This is a genomic window from Hoeflea sp. TYP-13, from assembly GCF_040932035.1.
Taxonomy (GTDB): domain Bacteria; phylum Pseudomonadota; class Alphaproteobacteria; order Rhizobiales; family Rhizobiaceae; genus Hoeflea_A.
Genome location: NZ_JBFRBB010000002.1, coordinates 1,496,279 through 1,513,345, shown reverse-complemented (window position 1 = coordinate 1,513,345; position 17,067 = coordinate 1,496,279). Strand labels below are relative to the sequence as shown.

Annotated in this window: 14 protein-coding genes; 5 read left to right on the top strand and 9 right to left on the bottom strand. The window is 58.4% G+C overall.

Translation table 11 applies throughout. From position 1 onward, the window contains the following. Positions 1-311: 311 nt before the first annotated feature. Together ABVT35_RS17135 and ABVT35_RS17130 are read right to left on the bottom strand one after the other, a co-directional pair. On the bottom strand, positions 312-1,499 hold the full coding sequence (locus tag ABVT35_RS17135; protein WP_368467841.1) for an integrase core domain-containing protein: 1,188 nt from the start codon (positions 1,497-1,499) through the stop codon (positions 312-314). A 471-nt stretch (positions 1,500-1,970) separates the two neighbouring features. Next, positions 1,971-2,591 carry a protocatechuate 3,4-dioxygenase gene (locus ABVT35_RS17130; RefSeq protein WP_368467839.1) on the bottom strand — a complete coding sequence of 207 codons (621 nt, stop codon included), beginning with the start codon at positions 2,589-2,591 and terminating at the stop codon, positions 1,971-1,973. 211 nt (positions 2,592-2,802) lie between these two features. Here ABVT35_RS17130 and ABVT35_RS17125 point away from each other — a divergent pair, with 211 nt between their 5' ends. From ABVT35_RS17125 to ABVT35_RS17110, 4 genes are all read left to right on the top strand, one after another. Next, positions 2,803-4,431, top strand: coding sequence for a hypothetical protein (locus tag ABVT35_RS17125; RefSeq protein WP_368467838.1), 1,629 nt, complete (start codon positions 2,803-2,805; stop codon positions 4,429-4,431). 77 nt (positions 4,432-4,508) lie between these two features. After that, positions 4,509-5,597, top strand: a complete 1,089-nt coding sequence (gene truD / locus ABVT35_RS17120) for a tRNA pseudouridine(13) synthase TruD (protein WP_368467837.1) — start codon at positions 4,509-4,511, stop codon at positions 5,595-5,597. A 30-nt stretch (positions 5,598-5,627) separates the two neighbouring features. After that, positions 5,628-7,430: an adenosylcobalamin-dependent ribonucleoside-diphosphate reductase gene (locus tag ABVT35_RS17115; protein WP_368467836.1), complete on the top strand. Its 1,803-nt coding sequence runs from the start codon at positions 5,628-5,630 to the stop codon at positions 7,428-7,430. Between the two features lie 442 nt (positions 7,431-7,872). After that, positions 7,873-9,021: a class I SAM-dependent methyltransferase gene (locus ABVT35_RS17110; protein WP_368467835.1), complete on the top strand. Its 1,149-nt coding sequence runs from the start codon at positions 7,873-7,875 to the stop codon at positions 9,019-9,021. Positions 9,022-9,040: 19 nt separating this feature from the next. Here ABVT35_RS17110 and ABVT35_RS17105 read toward each other — a convergent pair whose 3' ends face one another. After that, positions 9,041-9,649 (bottom strand): 2-hydroxychromene-2-carboxylate isomerase, encoded by a 609-nt coding sequence (locus ABVT35_RS17105; RefSeq protein WP_368467834.1) that lies wholly within the window; start codon positions 9,647-9,649, stop codon positions 9,041-9,043. Between the two features lie 192 nt (positions 9,650-9,841). Between ABVT35_RS17105 and ABVT35_RS17100 the strand changes: the two genes are divergently transcribed. Continuing rightward, the gene (locus ABVT35_RS17100; RefSeq protein WP_368467832.1) at positions 9,842-10,678 is read left to right on the top strand and encodes an SDR family NAD(P)-dependent oxidoreductase; all 837 of its coding nucleotides are present in this window, start codon (positions 9,842-9,844) and stop codon (positions 10,676-10,678) included. Positions 10,679-10,760: 82 nt separating this feature from the next. Here the strand turns inward: ABVT35_RS17100 and ABVT35_RS17095 are convergent, their stop codons facing one another. From ABVT35_RS17095 to ABVT35_RS17070, 6 genes are all read right to left on the bottom strand, one after another. After that, the gene (locus ABVT35_RS17095; RefSeq protein ID WP_368467831.1) at positions 10,761-11,312 is read right to left on the bottom strand and encodes an OmpA family protein; all 552 of its coding nucleotides are present in this window, start codon (positions 11,310-11,312) and stop codon (positions 10,761-10,763) included. Between the two features lie 37 nt (positions 11,313-11,349). Further along, positions 11,350-11,991, bottom strand: a complete 642-nt coding sequence (locus ABVT35_RS17090) for a L,D-transpeptidase (RefSeq protein WP_368467829.1) — start codon at positions 11,989-11,991, stop codon at positions 11,350-11,352. 175 nt (positions 11,992-12,166) lie between these two features. Beyond that, positions 12,167-12,565 carry a YcbK family protein gene (locus ABVT35_RS17085; protein WP_368467828.1) on the bottom strand — a complete coding sequence of 133 codons (399 nt, stop codon included), beginning with the start codon at positions 12,563-12,565 and terminating at the stop codon, positions 12,167-12,169. A 138-nt stretch (positions 12,566-12,703) separates the two neighbouring features. Next, positions 12,704-13,438, bottom strand: a complete 735-nt coding sequence (locus ABVT35_RS17080) for an aspartate/glutamate racemase family protein (protein WP_368467826.1) — start codon at positions 13,436-13,438, stop codon at positions 12,704-12,706. Positions 13,439-13,468: 30 nt separating this feature from the next. Next, complete coding sequence (locus ABVT35_RS17075; protein WP_368467824.1) at positions 13,469-14,722, bottom strand: NAD(P)/FAD-dependent oxidoreductase; 1,254 nt, start codon at positions 14,720-14,722, stop codon at positions 13,469-13,471. 18 nt (positions 14,723-14,740) lie between these two features. After that, entirely contained in the window at positions 14,741-16,984 is a 2,244-nt protein-coding gene (locus ABVT35_RS17070; RefSeq protein WP_368467823.1) for a TRAP transporter permease, read from the bottom strand. Between the last annotated feature and the right edge of the window lie 83 nt (positions 16,985-17,067).

Here is a 17,067-nt window from a genome sequence, read left to right as displayed (position 1 = left end):
GGGGGGGGGGGGGGGGGGGGGGGGGGGGGGGGGGGGGGGGGGGGGGGGGGGGGGGGGGGGGGGGGGGGGGGGGGGGGGGGGGGGGGGGGGGGGGGGGGGGGGGGGGGGGGGAGGGGGGGGGGGGGGGGGGGGGGGGGGGGGGGGGGGGGGGGGGGGGGGGGGGGGGGGGGGGGGGGGGGGGGGGGGGGGGGGGGGGGGGGGGGGGGGGGGGGGGAGGGGGGGGGGGGGGGGGGGGGGGGGGGGGTGGGGGGGGGGGGGGGGGGGGGGGGGGGGGCGNTGTCCGACCCGGAGACATAGGTAACAGAACGTACCTAAGACATGGGTGACAACCTCGTGCCGAACGGGTTGTCGATGGTTTGCAATGTTCTTTGCTCCAAGTCGATGTATCCCAGATCATAGTGCATGAAGCTGATCAGCCAAATTCCATCATCTACCTCCTTAATGCCGAGCCTTTGACCGGCGAGCACCTGTGATATGTTGATCTTCTTTCGGTGCATGCAGATGCGCCCGCACGCTGTGACGAGAATGTCCCTGTCGTGGAATGGATATGTCACCTCGGGCAGTCCCTGATAGGGGCGCGGTGATGGCGCATAAACCTCATTTGGACATTTCATGTCGAGCGCTTCGTGCGGCCTTTCGGTGTTGAATTCACTTAGGAAGGCATCGAAGCGGGCCTGTTGTTGCAGGCTGTTTTTGCCTGGCGGTCTCGTTGTTTCCTTCTTCAAGGTCAGATGCATGCGCTCGTGACGGCCGTTCTGCTGCGGGTGACCCGGCCTTATGCGTTCGATCCTGATGCCCAGCCTGAGCCACCACACCGACAGCCTGGACAGATTGTAGAGCCCGTTGGGAGAAGCAAACGGCAGACCGTTGTCGGTTCTTATTGCATCTGGCAGGCCGCGCTCCTCGAACAGACGCTGGAAGGCCGGCAAGCCATTGATCTCCTTGGTTGAACCATGGGCTTCGCACATAAGAAGCATGCGTGAGGCATGGTCGGTGGCCGTCAGGGGGTAACAGTATTGGCCATTGCCGAGCTTGAACTCGCCCTTGTAATCGGCGCACCACAGAGCATTGGCCACCGATCCGGCCGATAGAGGCGTGCCTTGCGCTCTTTGACGCTTGCGCTGCCGGCCCCGCTTGACCAGGCCATGGCGGTCCAGCACCGCATGCACCGTGCTCCTGGCCGGGATGCGCACATCGCCGGCCAAACGCCGCACCAGCAGCTCGCGGATCTTGCGGGCGCCCCAATGGGGCTTGTCGCGTTTGCAGTCGACAATCATGCGCTCAATGGCTTCGGGCAACTGATTGGCATAGCGCACCGGACGGCGCGATCGGTCACACAGCGCCTCAACGCCCTGTTCCTTGTAGCGATTGAAGATCTTGTAGCCGGTCTTGCGCGAGATGCCGAACTCGCAGCACAAATCGCTCATACCTTCGCCCTCAAGACGACGGGCGACAAATCGAAGACGTTCCTCCATGACACATGTCCTTCTCCACGGCATCAACACCTCCGGCAAAAACCAAAAGTGTTACCCATGTCTCCGGTACAAAACGTCACCCATGTCTCAGGTCGCTCATTGCCCTTATCTCTGCCTGATGAAGCGCTTTAACCGGACGTGTGAGCGCACAATTGGCAATTGCCAGGTCTATTCAACCGGATCGATGCGCCCGCTGAACCGGATGGCAGCGGCCTGTTGACATTCTGATTCAAGTGGGCGGCATGGATCGGGGCTTTCAGTCGAGTAAGGGGTGTGTGAAATTGGGCGGTATTCACACACCCCGACCGCATTCCGCAAAAAAGCGAAGGCGGCTAATTGCTGATTACCTAATGGCCGAAATAGAGGAAATACACAATCGGTTGATGTACGAAATTTCTGGAATTCAGGCCGGAAATTTCGTTGTTCCGGTCAAAACTCATGGTCATTTCACAAGTGCTGGGTCAAACAAACTGCCGCCGCCGTTGCGCTATCGGTCTAGAGGATTATGTCGACCCTTGCCGTCGGTACGGAACCGCGGTTCTGGAAGTTCATTTCCACCGCGCGGCGCTCGCTTTGCGATAACCGGCGGTAGAGACTGTCGCGACTGTTTTGCGGGTGTCCGGCTATGTAGAACTGTGTCGTCAGTTCCGTGGTTCCGGCAAAGACCTTTACATGAATATGCGGCGTTCGTCCGGGATAGGGGACGGGTTTAATCGTGCGGAAAGCGTAGGCGCCGCTTTCATCGGTAACGACATGTCCGAATCCCTGGAAACCAGGGTCACGCAGAATCCGCCGACGGTCTCCCGTGTGCAGATAGCGCCCGTTGGCATCGCATTGCCAGATTTCAACGCGGGCACCGGACACAGGTGTGCCGTTCAGGTCGAGAACGCGGCCGGTCAGCGCGACAATCTCTCCGCCGGCGTTTTGCACCTTGCTCTGAATCTTGACCAGATCGTTGTCCGCGTCCCTAAAGCGCATGTCCGGACGTGGGTAGAACGGGCCTTCGGCAGACTGAGGCGTTGCAGCAGCGCGTGCCGGCATGCCCGATGCCGCAAGCAACGGCAGGGTCAGAAACGATCGAAGAACGGTTCTGCGGTCTAGTTTGACGAACGTCATCGCGGCTCCCTTTCTGCAAGGCCGACCGGGAAACAAGCTGCATCCTATCAGGTCAGAATGCTGACCATGCGGCATAAATATTCAAAGCTGCGTGAACGGCGCGCCAGGAGTAATATGAATTGCCGCGCCAGCCCTGACGCCCTTGTGATTTCACCGTTCCCACTATTTGCGTGATAGTTCTGCCCTGAGATCAACATGCAAAAGGACCGCCATGCTCAATGTCTGCAAACGGCTGGCACTGATGATTGCCTTGTGCCTGCCGTCCTTTCCCTCGCTGGCGGCGGAACTGAGTATTTTGGCCCGCCCCGGGCCGTGGCCGGTTGCGGACAATCTCGTTGCCTATCGGGGGCGGATCTGGTTTTCAGCCGCGGTCAAGGGCGTCGACCATAATTCTGCAGATATATGGAGTTTCGATCCGGGGACGGAAGAGTTGCGGTTCGAGCGCTATCTCTTTTCCCAGGATGCTGGGCGGCCGTCCGTTCACAAGGGACTGCTTTACTGGCCGCATGAAGACATGCGCATCGGGCTCGGGGAAGGGGTGATCAGCGTTACCAATGGCGGCAAGTGGGCCGAATTGTTTGTAGCGACAGATGATTTGATGATGCACACCCATGCGGCCGTGGAATGGAAGGGGAAGCTGGTGACGGCAATGGCCGGGTGGAACAGCGTGCTTGCCGCATCGACCGATGCGGGGATGAGCTGGACGGCACTGGTCAATGATCCACCGAAAACCGGCTCGTTTCACCGCTATAACGATGTCGTTGCCCTTGATGAGCGGTTGTTCGTGCGTCATTGGCAGGACACGGGTCTGACCCTGGCCGAATATCGCGACGGTGGCGTGGCCGCCGTTGATGGCTGGCCGAAAGGCCGGATCTTTTCTGCCCTGACGCCGTTTGCCGGCGCGCTCTATGCGCTTGTCGAGAGTGACAGCGGCAAAAACGAATTGTGGCGTATCGCCACCGGCAGGCCGGAAAGGGTTGAAGCCGCGCCTGAGGGCCTCGACATGCAGCACATGATCAGCGACGGCAGGTCGCTGTGGCTTGTTGTGCGAACGGATGATGGTGCGCAGCTTTGGTCGAGTGCTGACGGTAAGACCTTTACCCCGGGCGACACAGTCCGGGGCGGTAACGTCCACAGCGCGATGGCGCTCGCGGCAGGAAAAATCTATCTTGCAGGTGAGGGGGCCGACGGCAAAGCCATCCTTTGGGGACCCACCGATGTTTCGATTGTCGATGTTCCTGATCCGATTGCGCTTCCGGACCAACCTAGGGAAGCAGACCCCCAATTTGACGAAGCTGCGGAAAGAAACAGGCTGCAGGCCGCGCTGAGCGCGCCGCAAAACTATGCGCGCCATGGTCGCCCCTTGCACAAAATCATCAGCATGGCTCTCGCCCGCAATCCGCCATCGGGGTTTCTTGCCTCGCTGCTCGATGCCGAAGTGCCCGATGTGGATATCGAGATCTTTGGCGGACGGTTCTCCGTGCCGGCACGTGACATTGCGCGGTGGCAAATCCTTGCCGCAATGGCGCAGCGCGGTGAAAAAACTGTTCCCGCCCGGCTTTTGACAACCCGGTGGCAACGCCAGCCGAACAGGCCTCAAAAATGGTTCGACGCGCTGCTCATTGCCATGCACGCGGTCCAGCTGTCCGGGCAAAACGACCGGGCGACGGTGGATGCGCTGATCGGCCGGCTGGACAATTCCGGCGATCCCTTTTGGCTGCAATCGCAAGTCACCGGAACGCTGACTGCCATCACCGGCATGGATTTCGCCTATGACCGGGATGCGTGGAAACGATGGTGGGACATCGTCAAAGCCACCTGGCCGCAGAAGTCCAGCTAGAGCTGGGTCCTGGGTCACGTTTGAACTGGCCACATGCCCTCATATATTGAATTGAGGCATGATATTGTTGGAGCGCCATGCAAGAAGGTTCTCAAACCGGCGAATCCGTTCTGGACGGAATAACGGTCAAGTTCAGACCCGATGATTTCTGCGTGACGGAAGCGATTGCGCTCGGACCCTCCCTTTCGAAACATTCCGGTGCGCATCCCGATGCCGCAAAACGATATCAGTATCTGCGACTTCGCAAATGCGGCTATACGACCTTTCAGGCGATTGAAGTCATCGCCTCCCATTTTGGCATCACACCCGGCGTCATAACCTATTGCGGGCTGAAGGACGAAGACGCGGTTACCGACCAGATGATTGCGGTTCCCGGTGATGTCGATCTTGCACGGATTGACGAATTCAACGCTAAAAACAGATCCAACGATACCTTTGTCGCACTCGTTCGATATGGTGATTATCCGGTGCCGCTGTCGGTCGGCGGGCTTGCCGGAAACGCGTTTCGAATTTGCGTCCGCGGCATACCGCCCAGTGTTGCCGAACAGATGCGCGGGCTGGGCCACGCCCATCAGACCGCGGTTATCAATTATTACGACACGCAGCGGTTCGGTGTTCCGGGCGGCCCGAAAACGACCCATCTGATCGGCGCCGCGCTGCTCGACAACGATTTTGGATCGGCTTTCGCGCTTCTCAAAGACGCGAAGACGCCCGAATCGGCCAAGGCTCAAAATTGGAGTGGTGACGCCGAAGAATTCTTTTCGACGCTCGAGCCACGGGTTGTCGCGTTTTTCATGTCGGCCGACAGTTCCTTTAAATGGAACAGGATCGTTGAAGGAAGGCTGGAAAATCGGCTTGAGTCGGACCGGATCGTCAAATATGTGCGCGATGGGGTGGAATATTTCGCAGCAAAATCTGCTGAAGATCTGCCCGGCGCGTTTTCGAAATTTCCAATGGCCGAGTATCGGCGGTATCGGCCCGAAGGAAACCGGTTTGCCTATTCCGCCATAAAACGGCCGACGCTGCTTCACATGGTGGTCAATATCGAAAGCACTGGTCAGGATGAGGAGCACCCGGGCCGATCAAAATCGGTGGTATCGTTTTTCCTTCCTTCCGGGGCTTACGCGACCAATGTGATCAACCAGCTGATATTGTCGCTTCAGTGAAATCCGATGAGCAGGGGTGAAGGTGAGTCCATGATGTCCAAAACGACCGGCATTTATGCATCTGATATCCGCTTCGACCGCATCGATGGCTGCTATGATGCGACGTTTTCCGCCAATGCCATGAGGCTTTTGAAGGAGCGTTTTCTCCTGATACGCAACGATGGGGATGATGAAACGCCCGCCGACATGATGCAACGTATCGCATCGACACTGGCCCAAACCGAAACTGAGAATGGCGAGGTGTGGCAGGACCTGTTTTTCCGGACAATGTCAAAACTGCTTTTCCTGCCGGGAAGCCGCGTCATGGCAAATGCCGGCACGACCAATCCGCAGCTTGGCAACTGCTTTGTTCTGCCGCTTGCCGATGACAGGCGCGAAATCCTCAAGACCTTTTCAGACGCCTGCGACATCAAGGGAAACGGCGGAGGCTGCGGTTTCAACTATTCCAATATCCGCCCTCGGGGGGATATTGTCCGCGAGCATGACGAACTGGCCTGCGGGCCGACGGCCTTCCTCAAGCTGTTCGATAGCGGCTCGGCGATCTTCAGGCAAAAGGGCCGGTATGAGAGCGGCAATCTTGCGATCATCAATATCGACCACCCGGATGCTATCGAATTTGCGTCCGCCAAGCTGACCGATGGCGATCTGCGGCTGACAAATATCTCCGTCGGGATCAACGACGCCTTTATGGAGGCGGTGAAAGCCGGCAAATCCTGGCAATTGAAGGATCCGCGCACCGGCGAGGTGCTTAAGGAAGTGGATGCCGCTGGCCATTTCAATGCCATCTGCGAGCTCGCCTGGCAGACGGGCGACCCGGGTGTGGTGTTCCTCGATCACCTCAACCGGGACAATCCGTTGCTCGACAGTATCGGCCCGATCAACGCCATGAACACCTGCGGCGAAGTCGGCCTCTTTCCGTATGAATCCAGCAATCTGGGCTATCTGAATCTCGTCAGACTTCTGAAGAGCAATCCATCGGGCCGCAGGGGTATGGATTTGTTTGACGACGCGCTCCTGCGGGCAGTGGTGCATGTGGGAATTCGCATGATCGACAACTCGATTTCCGCATCCTGGTATCCGGTCGACAGAATTTTTGAGTCCGTCAGATCGAACCGGCGGATCGGGCTTGGTGTGACCGGATGGGCGGATTGCCTGGCGCTGGCCGGCATTGCCTATGACAGCGATGAAGCGATCGATCTTGCCGAAGCGTTTGCGGGAACGCTGCGCAGCCATGCGGAGGAGGCGACGAAAACACTGGCGATTGAAAAAGGCGCCTATCCGAATTCCAAACTGTCCGGTGAGGTCGAAAAGAGAAACATCAGCCTTCTTGCACTGCCGCCGAGCGGCAACCACGCCATCATTTTCGACAGCAGCTTCAGTATCGAACCCTATTTTTCGCTTTACTATCTGGAGCGGGTGATGGGGGACCAGGAGTTTTTCCGCAAGAACAAATATCTCGAAGAAGCGCTGCTGGAGATCGGCATGGACCCGGATCCTGTGTTTGCCGAGATCGCGAAGAATGCCGGCAGCGTGCAGGACGTTGAGCGGGTGCCGCAACAGATCCGGACCCGGTTCAAGATCGCACATGAAATCGCGCCTGAAATACATGTCAGGGTTCAGGCCGCCTTCCAGAAATATGTCGACAACGGCGTCACCAAAACAGTGAATCTGCCCTTTGATTCAAAGCCCGGGGACGTTGCGCGATGTTACATGCTGGCGTGGGAACTGGGCTGCAAGGGTGTAACGGTGTACCGGGACAGGTCGCGCAGCAAACAGGCAATAGAATTCGACGGGCGCAGGCTGGAAGAAAGCAATGGGGTGCTTCCAAACTGAAACTCAGCCGAATCGACAAGAAGTTGGCAACGCGCCTGGATCATTCATTACGGATTGCGATGCGCCTGCGCGCAGCTTAATCGTGGCGCTCCAAGACCCGCTGGTTCAGCATATAGGCGGGGCCAAACGATAACCTCTTCAGAATCGGTGATTTTTCGCCGATTATGCGCCAGACGGGCGTAATTTCAGCAAGTGACGCGCCGTTTTTGTGGGCTTCCTGTTTGGATGTCCATTTTATCGTGTCGGCCCATCCCGGGTATCGACAGTTTACCATAAAAACCCCCGTCTTTGGGTGGTGCAAGCCGGCTGGCGACTGACCCGGTACGGTTGTACAGGGTTTTGTTTTTAAAGATTTCCTTCGCCAATATTTTTGTGCCAGATTATTTTCTATCGGTGCATACAAGGCAAATTACGTTCTCCCAATCGTGACATTGAGGCAATTATGGCAACAACCGCTAGTTTCAGCAGGATAAACGGCTTTCTCGACCGCATAGGGCCCATCGACACGCCGTTTTCGATTGCCATGCCTGATGGGAATGAACGCAATGTCGGCGATGGCAATCCGCTCTTTCATGTGTCGCTGCGCACAGACCGCGCCGTCAAGGCGCTCGGCTCGCTTGACGAAGCAAATTTTGCAGAGGCATATCTGCAGGGCGATATCGACATTGAGGGGGACATGATCAGCCCGTTCGCACTGCGGGCGTCCATGGACGACCGCCACCCGGTCGTTACCGCCTGGCGTTTCATTCAACCGCTGATATTCGGCCAGGTTTTCACCAACAAGGCCGCCATCAGTTCGCATTACGATCTCGACCCGAAGCTGTTTCTTGGCTTTCTCGATCCGGTTCTGCCTGCCTACAGCCAGGGTATTTATGAAAATGACGAAGAGACGCTGGAGACGGCACTGCGACGCAAGTTCAACTATGCGGTGGACATGTGTGAACTCGGACAATCCACCCGGGTGCTGGAGATTGGTCCCGGGTGGGGCGCTTTCGCCAGCCATGCGCTGCCGCTCGGGGTGAGTTTCGTCGGGCTGACGATCTCCGAAATGTCGCAGAAGTTCATCAACGACAAGCTCGTTGAATACAAAGATCAGTTTGAAATCCTGATGCAGGACTTTCTCGACTACGAACCGAAGGAGAAATTCGATTCCATCGTCATCATGGGCGTGATCGAACACCTGCCGAACTACGAGCGGGTGCTGAGGAAATTCTACTCGCTGCTGAAGCCGGGCGGGCTGGTCTTTCTCGACGGCAGCGCGGCCCGCAAGAAATATGAGCTGTCAACCTTCATGGTGCGCCATATCTATCCGGGCAACCATTCGTTTCTTGTGTTGGATGACTTCCTCAACAAGATGAACAAGACACCGTTCGAAGTCCTTGAAATCCAGAACGACCGGCACAGCTACTATCTGACCTTCAAGCAGTGGGCCGAGAATCTGGAAGCAAACAAGGACGCAATCGTCGCCGAGTTCGGGGATTTCGAATATCGCAAGTTCCGGCTTTATCTGTGGGGCGCGACCTATGAGTTCCTGTCGCGCAATCTCGACTGCTACCGCATGGTTTTATACAAGCCAAAAGACGGGGCCTGACGGCATGATTTGATGCGGTCTAGCCCGCTTCGACATATGTGCGGTGCCAGTCGACCGCGTCCTCCAGCCTGTCGTCGCCCCAAAAAACCTCCCGTCCGACTACGAATGTCGGCGCACCGAACACGCCGAGCGCACGGGCCTCATCAGTTGCGGCGAAATAGGCGTTTCTGGTTTCATGCTCCGAAACCTTCGAAATGACCCTGCCGGGGTCCTGGCCGATTTCAATCAGGGATTGGCTCAGATTCGGTTCGCTGCCAGCCGGCAGGCCCTGTTGAAACCATCTTCGATAGGTGGCGCGAACGTAGTCGGCGCACCATCCTTCGTTTCTTCCGATGATGGCGACCTTGTTTGCCAGATCGAATTCCCGCAACGGATAGGGCGCCGGCACCTTCACCGGCAGTTCATAGGATGATGCCCGCCGCTCGATATCACGCCACATATAGGCTGCCTTGACCGGTTTTTCCGAGAACGGAATATTGTCCATTTCCACCATGATCTTGCGGACGCTGAAGGGACGCCACTCAAACCGAATTCCCGTTTCGCGTTCGACGTCCTCCAGGCGCATGATGGTCAGGTAGCTGTAAGTGCTGCCGACAGAGAACCAGAAATCGATCGAATCCATTGTCATGACGAACAGCCCGTATTTTGAGTTCACAATGCCAGACCGCTGGCCGGGCAATTTTACTAATTTGCAGTTCTCATGATAGCGAGCGTCCAATTCTGCAACAAGATCAGCCGGAAGGAGCTTATTTCCGTCCACAAATACTGGCGGCTCAAAAAAAGATTTCCCGACAGCCAATAGTGTCGCTAATATAAAGATATGCCTAGTGACCGAACAAACGGTGAAGACGGAGGGGGCACCGGATTCAAGGCAGGCAGTCGCTTTGAGAATTCAGTTGTCCTTGTAACTGGCGCCAATGACCGGGGATTCGGTGGCGCCATCGCCGAAAAATTTTGCCATGAGGGTGCGACACTGGTCCTGACCGACCGTGTTGAGCCGCAACGATTGATAAAGAGACTGAACCGCCGCGGTGCCGAGCTTCGCTGGCACGAAGGCGATGTGACAGACCGGGTGTTCGTGCGCAGTATCATCGCCCATACGGTTGAGGAATTTGGCCGGATCGATGTCGTCGTCAACTGCGCCGGTGTCAGCTGCTTCGGACTATTCGAAGAACTTACCGACGAGCAGTGGGATCATATGCTCGATGTCAATGTGAAGGGAGCTGTGCGCGTTATTCGCGAAGCGTTGCCATATCTGTCTTCGCCGGGAGGCGTCGTCGTCAATATAGCCTCTGCGCTGGCAATGAATGCGTGCGAAGGAAGTGCAGCCTATGGAGCGAGCAAGGCTGCGCTGGTTGCTTTGACCAATTCGCTGGCGCTGGAACTGGCCCCGAAGAGAATGCGTGCCGTCTGCATTGCGCCGGCCATGGCTCATACACCCATGCTGCACGAATTTGCGCAGAACTTTACCAAGGAAGCCTGGGATCAGGTCAATGCGTGCCATCCTCTGGGCACCGGATCGCGACACGACATAGCCAACGCCGTGACATTTCTTGCATCGAGCGATGCGGACTGGATTACCGGAAGCACGATCCCGCTCGGCTGGACCCACACAATCCCCATGCCTGTGTTGCAACCGGCGACCTCTGATAGCTGAAATTAGCTGAAGCGCTTGATCGACGCATGGCCGGGATCAATACCCACAGTCAGGACTATCTCGATTTCACCGTCGAAAAGGTCTAGCTCTGCTTGCGCTTGTATTGCGGCGCAGCCCCGTCGAATTCCTTGCGCAGATTGACGATCACGCGTCTGTTTTGCGATTTGCAGGAAATATCGGCGCAATTGCGCACCAGCCGTTCCTTGCCGTAACCCTTTGCCCACATGCGCTGCCGGTTGACACCCTTTGACGCAAGATAATCCATCACGGTCTGCGCGCGCTTGGCGGACAGTTTGACATTAGCGTCTTCCGAGCCCGGATCATCGGCGAAGCCCTGAAGCTTGATGAGCCATTTGGGATGGCTGACGAGCCAGGCGGCTTGCAGATTGAGCGTTTCAAGCGCCACATCGTCGAGTTCCGTAGAACCCGATGTGAAATAGACCCGCCGGCCCACCGTCATCACAAAGTGCTCTTCCGAATCCGATTTGAATTTTGCAAAACCAACCGCCGGATCATCGGTCACACCGGATGACGGATCGTTGTCGAACGCGCCGAGCGAACTGTTGCAGCCGGATGCGGCCAACCCCGCGGTCAGTAACGCGCTGACCGCAATTGCCCTGAGGATACTCTTCATTCCCGTTTCCCTGCCTATTTGGCATCCCCGATGCGGATCATGCCCGGTCCGAAATATGTTCCAGCACCAGGACTGACGTGCCGACCGGCACACGCCGGTAAAGATCGATGATGTCCTCGTTGAACATGCGGATACATCCGGAAGATACATCCGATCCAATGGACCAGGGTTCTGCCGTGCCGTGCAGGCGGTAGCCCGTGTCACCCTTGCTGTTGTGCAGATAAAGCGCCCGAGCGCCGAGCGGATTGTTCGGCCCGCCTTCCATGGAATCGGGAAGGCCCGGCTGACGCTTTTTCATTTCCTCCGGCGGAACCCAACGCGGCCAGCGCGCCTTGCGGGCGACATTCGCCCGTCCGAACCACTGGAACCCCTCACGCCCGACACCGACGCCGTAGCGGATCGCCGTGTTGTTTTCCCAGATCCAGTATAGGTTATGGTTGTTGGTGTCGATCACCACCGTGCCCTGCGGCTCGTCGGAGAAATACTTCACCATCTGGCGGTGCCAGCGCTGATCGATCGCCTTGAAATTCGTGTTGCGGTAATTGTGACCGCTGTCGGCGCTCGCGCCGTAGAAATATTTCGAAGCCGACTGGGCCGCAGCCTTGCGGCTCCAGACAAAGGGCACGCTCAAACCGGCCGTTGCGGCCACGGCGCCCATGACGAAACTACGCCTTTTCATATTTTCCTCCCTGCACCGGCCTCCACCGGCACACGCGCATGCCCGCATCCCCATGCGTTCTTTGCACCTGGCGGCTATTAAATGCGCAAAAGGCGGGAAGGGTCAACTTTTAGGGAGGCGATAGCAGAGTTCGCGGTAACGGCTGTAGATGCCAAGAACAAAATTTTGGGTGGCGTTACCAAGTCCTGCGCGGACCGGTGTCGATGTGATAGTGGCCGGAACGGTAATAGGCATAACCGCCGACTTCGCGCTGGGCTTTGAGGAAGGCGAGAACCGATGAAGGATCGCCGCGGACGGAGAAATCCACTGCCTTGCACTTCAGATGATAGGAGTTTTTGGCGCCGCCCTTCCACCAGTTTTCAAGCCACCAGCGCTTGGTGGAATGGACGGTGACCGTGCCGTAATTATCGGCAACGCGGTTGAGAACACGTTTCAACCGGCGCGGTACGCACCATTTGGTGTCGTTGTAATGGACCTTCGCCGAACGGGAACCGAGACCAAAGAAACTTGCGCAGCCTGCCATCGGCAGCCCGGTCATGGCCACAATCAGAATCGAGATCACCGTTTTGCGCATGGTCGAACATCCAAGGACATACTGAACACAAGCGTCCAGCATGCGGATGAACCATTAAAATTGTCATGAAAAACATGGTTAAGGCTTAAGATCTTTGCCTGTTTTCCACGTTAAGAATTAACGATTTGCGGCTTGCTCCTAACGCGGCATGATGCCTGCGTAGGGTTGGCGCAGCACCACGTCGTGGACCATGGTGGCAAGGGTCGTCAGGTCGAAGACCGGCAGGCCGAAGCGCTCTTGCAGCCGGTACGCGTAGGGCGGCATGTCGGTGCATTCGAGAACGAGGGCGCGGGTGTCCGGCGCATCCGCCAGCAGACTTTCCGCGGATGCGAGGATTTCGTGCTCGATCCTTTCCAGATCCATGTCATTGCGGCTGCCGGTGAGGATAACCTCGCGAAATTCAGTGCAATCCTCCATCCCCTGAATGGCGACTGGAATGTTGCCGGCGCCGACGGCTTCGAAATGGCGTTCGGTCAGACTTTGGCGGCTCGCCGTAAGAACGCCGACGCGGCCACGGCGGCCGAGCATATTGTAGACGAGAGGCACCTGGATGAGACTGGAGGCGAAAACCGGAATTTCCACGGCTTCTGCAAGTTCGCGCTGAAAGAGCGCCAGGAAGCCGCAGCTTCCGGTGATCGCACCGACGCCCTCGGCTTCAAGCCGCCTGGCCGCATCCAGAAACGGCAGGATGAATTCGGGCGCCGGATCGTTCAGCAGTTTTGCGACCGTTGCGCCGGTTACGGTCTCGTAAAGAACAGGGAAGGGCAGGCTCGACGGGTTCTTGATATGGCCCGGTGGTTTTGGAAAGCGCGAATCCAGACACAGGACCCCGATGGTCACACCGCAAATATTCTGTCCGCCTTTGAGTTTCATGGGTCGGTACTCTCAGTAACATCCCGCCCATCAGGCGGAAAAGCGATCGATGCGATAGGGCGCAAGATCGAGATTGGGTTGCATATCGGTGACAAGATCGGCGATCACCCGGCCGGTCATCGGCGCCATGCCGAGACCGTAATGGCTGTGTCCGAATGCGGCGAATAGGCCGCGATGGCCGGGCACTTCCGCAATACAGGGAAGACTGTCGGGCAGGGACGGGCGAATGCCCATCCATTCCTCCGTATCCTCCACATTGAGGCCGGGCAGCATGCGCTTTGTCTGTTTCGCCAGCATGCGGGCGCGACGGTAGTTGGGGGTGGCGTCGAGGCTGGCGAATTCGGCGGTGCCGGCACTGCGCAACCCGGTATCCATGGTGCTGGTGACGAATTTCGCATCCGTTTCCATGACCGAATTGTTGAGGCGGACACCCGGATCGCGAAAGAGCAGGTGGTAGCCGCGCTCCGGTTGCAGGTCGATGCGGGTGCCGAGCGGCTCCAGCAGCCTTGCCGACCAGGCCCCGGCGGCGACAACGACGCGGGGGGCCGTAAGCTCGCCATCGTCGGTCATTATCCGCCATACGCCATCGACGGGTCTGAGGTTGTGAACCGCGCTTCGTACTATCTCCCCGCCCATGCTGAGAACCTTTTCCGCCAGCGCCTTGCCGATGCGGCCGGGCGACAGGGCGCGAGCCTGATCCTTTATGAGGATGGCTGCCTGGTAGTCGGTGGAAAGATCCGGTTCGATTTCGCGAAGCTGATTTGCATCGATGACCTCAATCGGCGCGCCGCGCTCGGTGCGCAGACGCCAGCCAAGGTCATTCAAGTCGGCGGCCCGCGCGTCACGATAGACATGAACATACCAGGAATTGCGCAACAGATCGTCCTGGCCGGTTCCTGAAAGGTGATGCCGGTAGAGGTCGACATTCGGACGAACAAGGGCGTCCATCGCCTCGGCAATTGCCGGCACGCGGTCGGCGCGGCCCTCGCGCAGGAAGCGCATTGCCCAGGGCAGGACATTGAACAGATGGCCTGGTTTGACGGCAACGGGGCCGGCCGGATCAAGCAGCCATTTGGGAATGTTCTTCCAAAGGCCTGGCATTGATTGGGGAACGCACGACCAGGGCGAGATCACTCCGGCATTGCCATGACTTGCGCCTTGTCCCGGTTCATCGCGATCAATGATACGGACTGCGACACCTTTCTCGGCCAGCGACAGGGCGCAGCAGATGCCGACAATGCCGCCGCCGATGATCGTGACGGGGTGATCGCTTGCAAGGCTCATGCTTCCTGCTCCGTCCGACTAGGCCGCAATATCGGCCGTGGAGGTATTGTTTGCCTGCCGGCGCAGGGCCAGTTGCGAGACAATGACAGGCGCCACGACGACCAGCGCGGCGATATCGCTCTGCCAGCCGGGCGCGACGAGCATCAGTCCGGCGCAGGCCATGAGGAACCGCCACACGGGCGAGAGCGGTGCGAGGAAAAAGCCGGCAACGGCGGTAGCGATGGTAAAGACGCCGAGTGCGCATGTGATGGTAACGTGCAGGAAGGAGGTCCAGGTGAAGTATTCCGGCAGCACGATGAGGATCGTTGGCGCATAGACGAACACCATGGGCACCATCAGCTTGCCGATGCCAAGCGTGAAGGCGTTGACGCCGGTGCGGAACGGATTGGCCCCGGCAATGCCGGCCGCGGCATAGGCAGAGGCGCAGACAGGTGGGGTAATCTCGGAGATGACGCCGTAGTAGAGCACGAACATGTGGGTCGCGAGGGGCGGCACGCCGAGTTGTGCCAGGGCGGGCTGTGCCACGGCCACCAACATGATGTAGAGCGCCGTCGTCGGCAGGCCTGCGCCCATCAAAATACAGGCGATCGCAATCAGCACCAGCGACAGGAATTCCTGCAGGGATGCCTGGGCGAAGATGTCGAGCGGTATCCAGCCGAGCAGGAGATGCAGGTTCGTCGCCATATCGGCGGCACCGTTTGTGACCATGAAGCCGAGGCGGAAGCCGACGCCGGTGGTGTTGATGACGCCGACGACAATACCGACGGCGGCCGAGGCCGCGCCGACGGCGAGGGCATATTGGGTGCCGACATGCAGGCTGTCGAAGAGCTCGGAAAACGGCTTGCGCTCGCGCCGGTGAATGACACCGACGATGACACAGGCGGCAAGGATGCCCGCCATTGTCGGCGAAAAACCTTCACCGCTGAGCGGCGAAGCTTTCCAGAAGATGAAGGCGAGCACGGCAAGCGGGAAGAGCAGTGTGACGGGGCGGGCTACCGAGGTGAAACCGACGACGACGCACAGCACCAGCCCCATAAAGGCGGCCATGTTGGGCGAATAGCCGGAGAAGAGCACCACGAGCAATGCGATCAGCGGCAGAACTGTCGGCCAGCCCTCACGCCAGACCTGGACGATCTTCGGAAGCTGGTCTTTCGGATAAGCGTCCAGGCCGAGCTTGCGGGCGGTGAAGTGAACGATGGAAAGCACGCCGATATAGTGCATCAGCGCCGGCACGATCGCGGCTATGACAATGGTCGTGTAGGGCACTTCCAGATATTCGGCCATCAGGAAGGAAGCCGCGCCCATGATCGGCGGGGTGATCTGGCCGCCGGCGCTTGCGGCTGCCTCGACACCGCCGGCGAAATGGCCGGGATAGCCGAGCCGCTTCATGTTGGGGATCGTCAACGATCCGGTCGAAACGGTGTTGGCGATGGACGAGCCGGAAATCGTGCCGAAAAAGGCGGACGAGACGACGGAAACCTTGGCCGGTCCGCCGGTATAGCGGCCGGCGAGCATCATGGCGTTGTCTACAAAGAACTGGCCGAGGCCCATGCGCTGGGCAACCACACCGAAGAGCACGAAGTGGAAGACGACGGTCGAGACCACCCACAACGTGACGCCGAATATGCCTTCCGACGGGAAGTACATATTGTTGACGAACTGGCGCCAGTCGACCCCCGGATGCTGCAGGATCTGAAGCGGCATGTAGGGACCGAAGAGGGCATAGGTCATGAAGACAAGGATGATCAGCGGCAGGACGAAGCCGATGGTGCGGCGAGCGATTTCGAGGACCGCAAGGATGAGGATCGAACCGAGAACCACATCGGGTGTGGTGGGATTGCCCTGGCGCAGCGTCTGTTCGGGGATCGACCAGTCGAAGATGGTGAGGCCGCGCCATGACAGCCAAAGGAAAAGTGCCGCGGCAACGGCACAGATCATCAAGACCCAGTCATAGGCCGGCACGTTGCCGTATCGCAGCGCATTGTTGGGGTGAAAGTCGAGTGCGGTTGCGCTGCGGATGAGCGGAAAACCGGCCAGGATGAAAATGAACAGGCCGGTCAGGTGAATGCCCATGTGAATGTAGTCTACCGGGGTTCCGAAGCCCGCTGTCCATACATGGTAGAACGCAAAGACGATTGTGCCCCAGTATAGCGCCCGCGTCAGGGCCGGACCGTTGTCGCGGGTGGCAAGGGCGGTGTCGTATTTCTTCTCGAGCTCTTCCAACGCCTTGACGTCAAGGGCGTTTTGCTGGGAATCCGTCATGGCAATCACACTGTCGGTAAAAGTGCAGATGCGGCATGCCGCCGGTTCTGCAGTATTAAGGGGTGCACGGATCGGGCTGACTG

Excerpts from the sequence above, each read along its gene's own strand:
- ABVT35_RS17135 (WP_368467841.1), bottom strand. The coding sequence starts at position 1,499 with ATGCCGTGGAGAAGGACATGTGTCATGGAGGAACGTCTTCGATTTGTC.
- ABVT35_RS17130 (WP_368467839.1), bottom strand. The coding sequence starts at position 2,591 with ATGACGTTCGTCAAACTAGACCGCAGAACCGTTCTTCGATCGTTTCTG.
- ABVT35_RS17125 (WP_368467838.1), top strand. The coding sequence starts at position 2,803 with ATGCTCAATGTCTGCAAACGGCTGGCACTGATGATTGCCTTGTGCCTG.
- truD (WP_368467837.1), top strand. The coding sequence starts at position 4,509 with ATGCAAGAAGGTTCTCAAACCGGCGAATCCGTTCTGGACGGAATAACG.
- ABVT35_RS17115 (WP_368467836.1), top strand. The coding sequence starts at position 5,628 with ATGATGTCCAAAACGACCGGCATTTATGCATCTGATATCCGCTTCGAC.
- ABVT35_RS17110 (WP_368467835.1), top strand. The coding sequence starts at position 7,873 with ATGGCAACAACCGCTAGTTTCAGCAGGATAAACGGCTTTCTCGACCGC.
- ABVT35_RS17105 (WP_368467834.1), bottom strand. The coding sequence starts at position 9,649 with ATGACAATGGATTCGATCGATTTCTGGTTCTCTGTCGGCAGCACTTAC.
- ABVT35_RS17100 (WP_368467832.1), top strand. The coding sequence starts at position 9,842 with ATGCCTAGTGACCGAACAAACGGTGAAGACGGAGGGGGCACCGGATTC.
- ABVT35_RS17095 (WP_368467831.1), bottom strand. The coding sequence starts at position 11,312 with ATGAAGAGTATCCTCAGGGCAATTGCGGTCAGCGCGTTACTGACCGCG.
- ABVT35_RS17090 (WP_368467829.1), bottom strand. The coding sequence starts at position 11,991 with ATGAAAAGGCGTAGTTTCGTCATGGGCGCCGTGGCCGCAACGGCCGGT.
- ABVT35_RS17085 (WP_368467828.1), bottom strand. The coding sequence starts at position 12,565 with ATGCGCAAAACGGTGATCTCGATTCTGATTGTGGCCATGACCGGGCTG.
- ABVT35_RS17080 (WP_368467826.1), bottom strand. The coding sequence starts at position 13,438 with ATGAAACTCAAAGGCGGACAGAATATTTGCGGTGTGACCATCGGGGTC.
- ABVT35_RS17075 (WP_368467824.1), bottom strand. The coding sequence starts at position 14,722 with ATGAGCCTTGCAAGCGATCACCCCGTCACGATCATCGGCGGCGGCATT.
- ABVT35_RS17070 (WP_368467823.1), bottom strand. The coding sequence starts at position 16,984 with ATGACGGATTCCCAGCAAAACGCCCTTGACGTCAAGGCGTTGGAAGAG.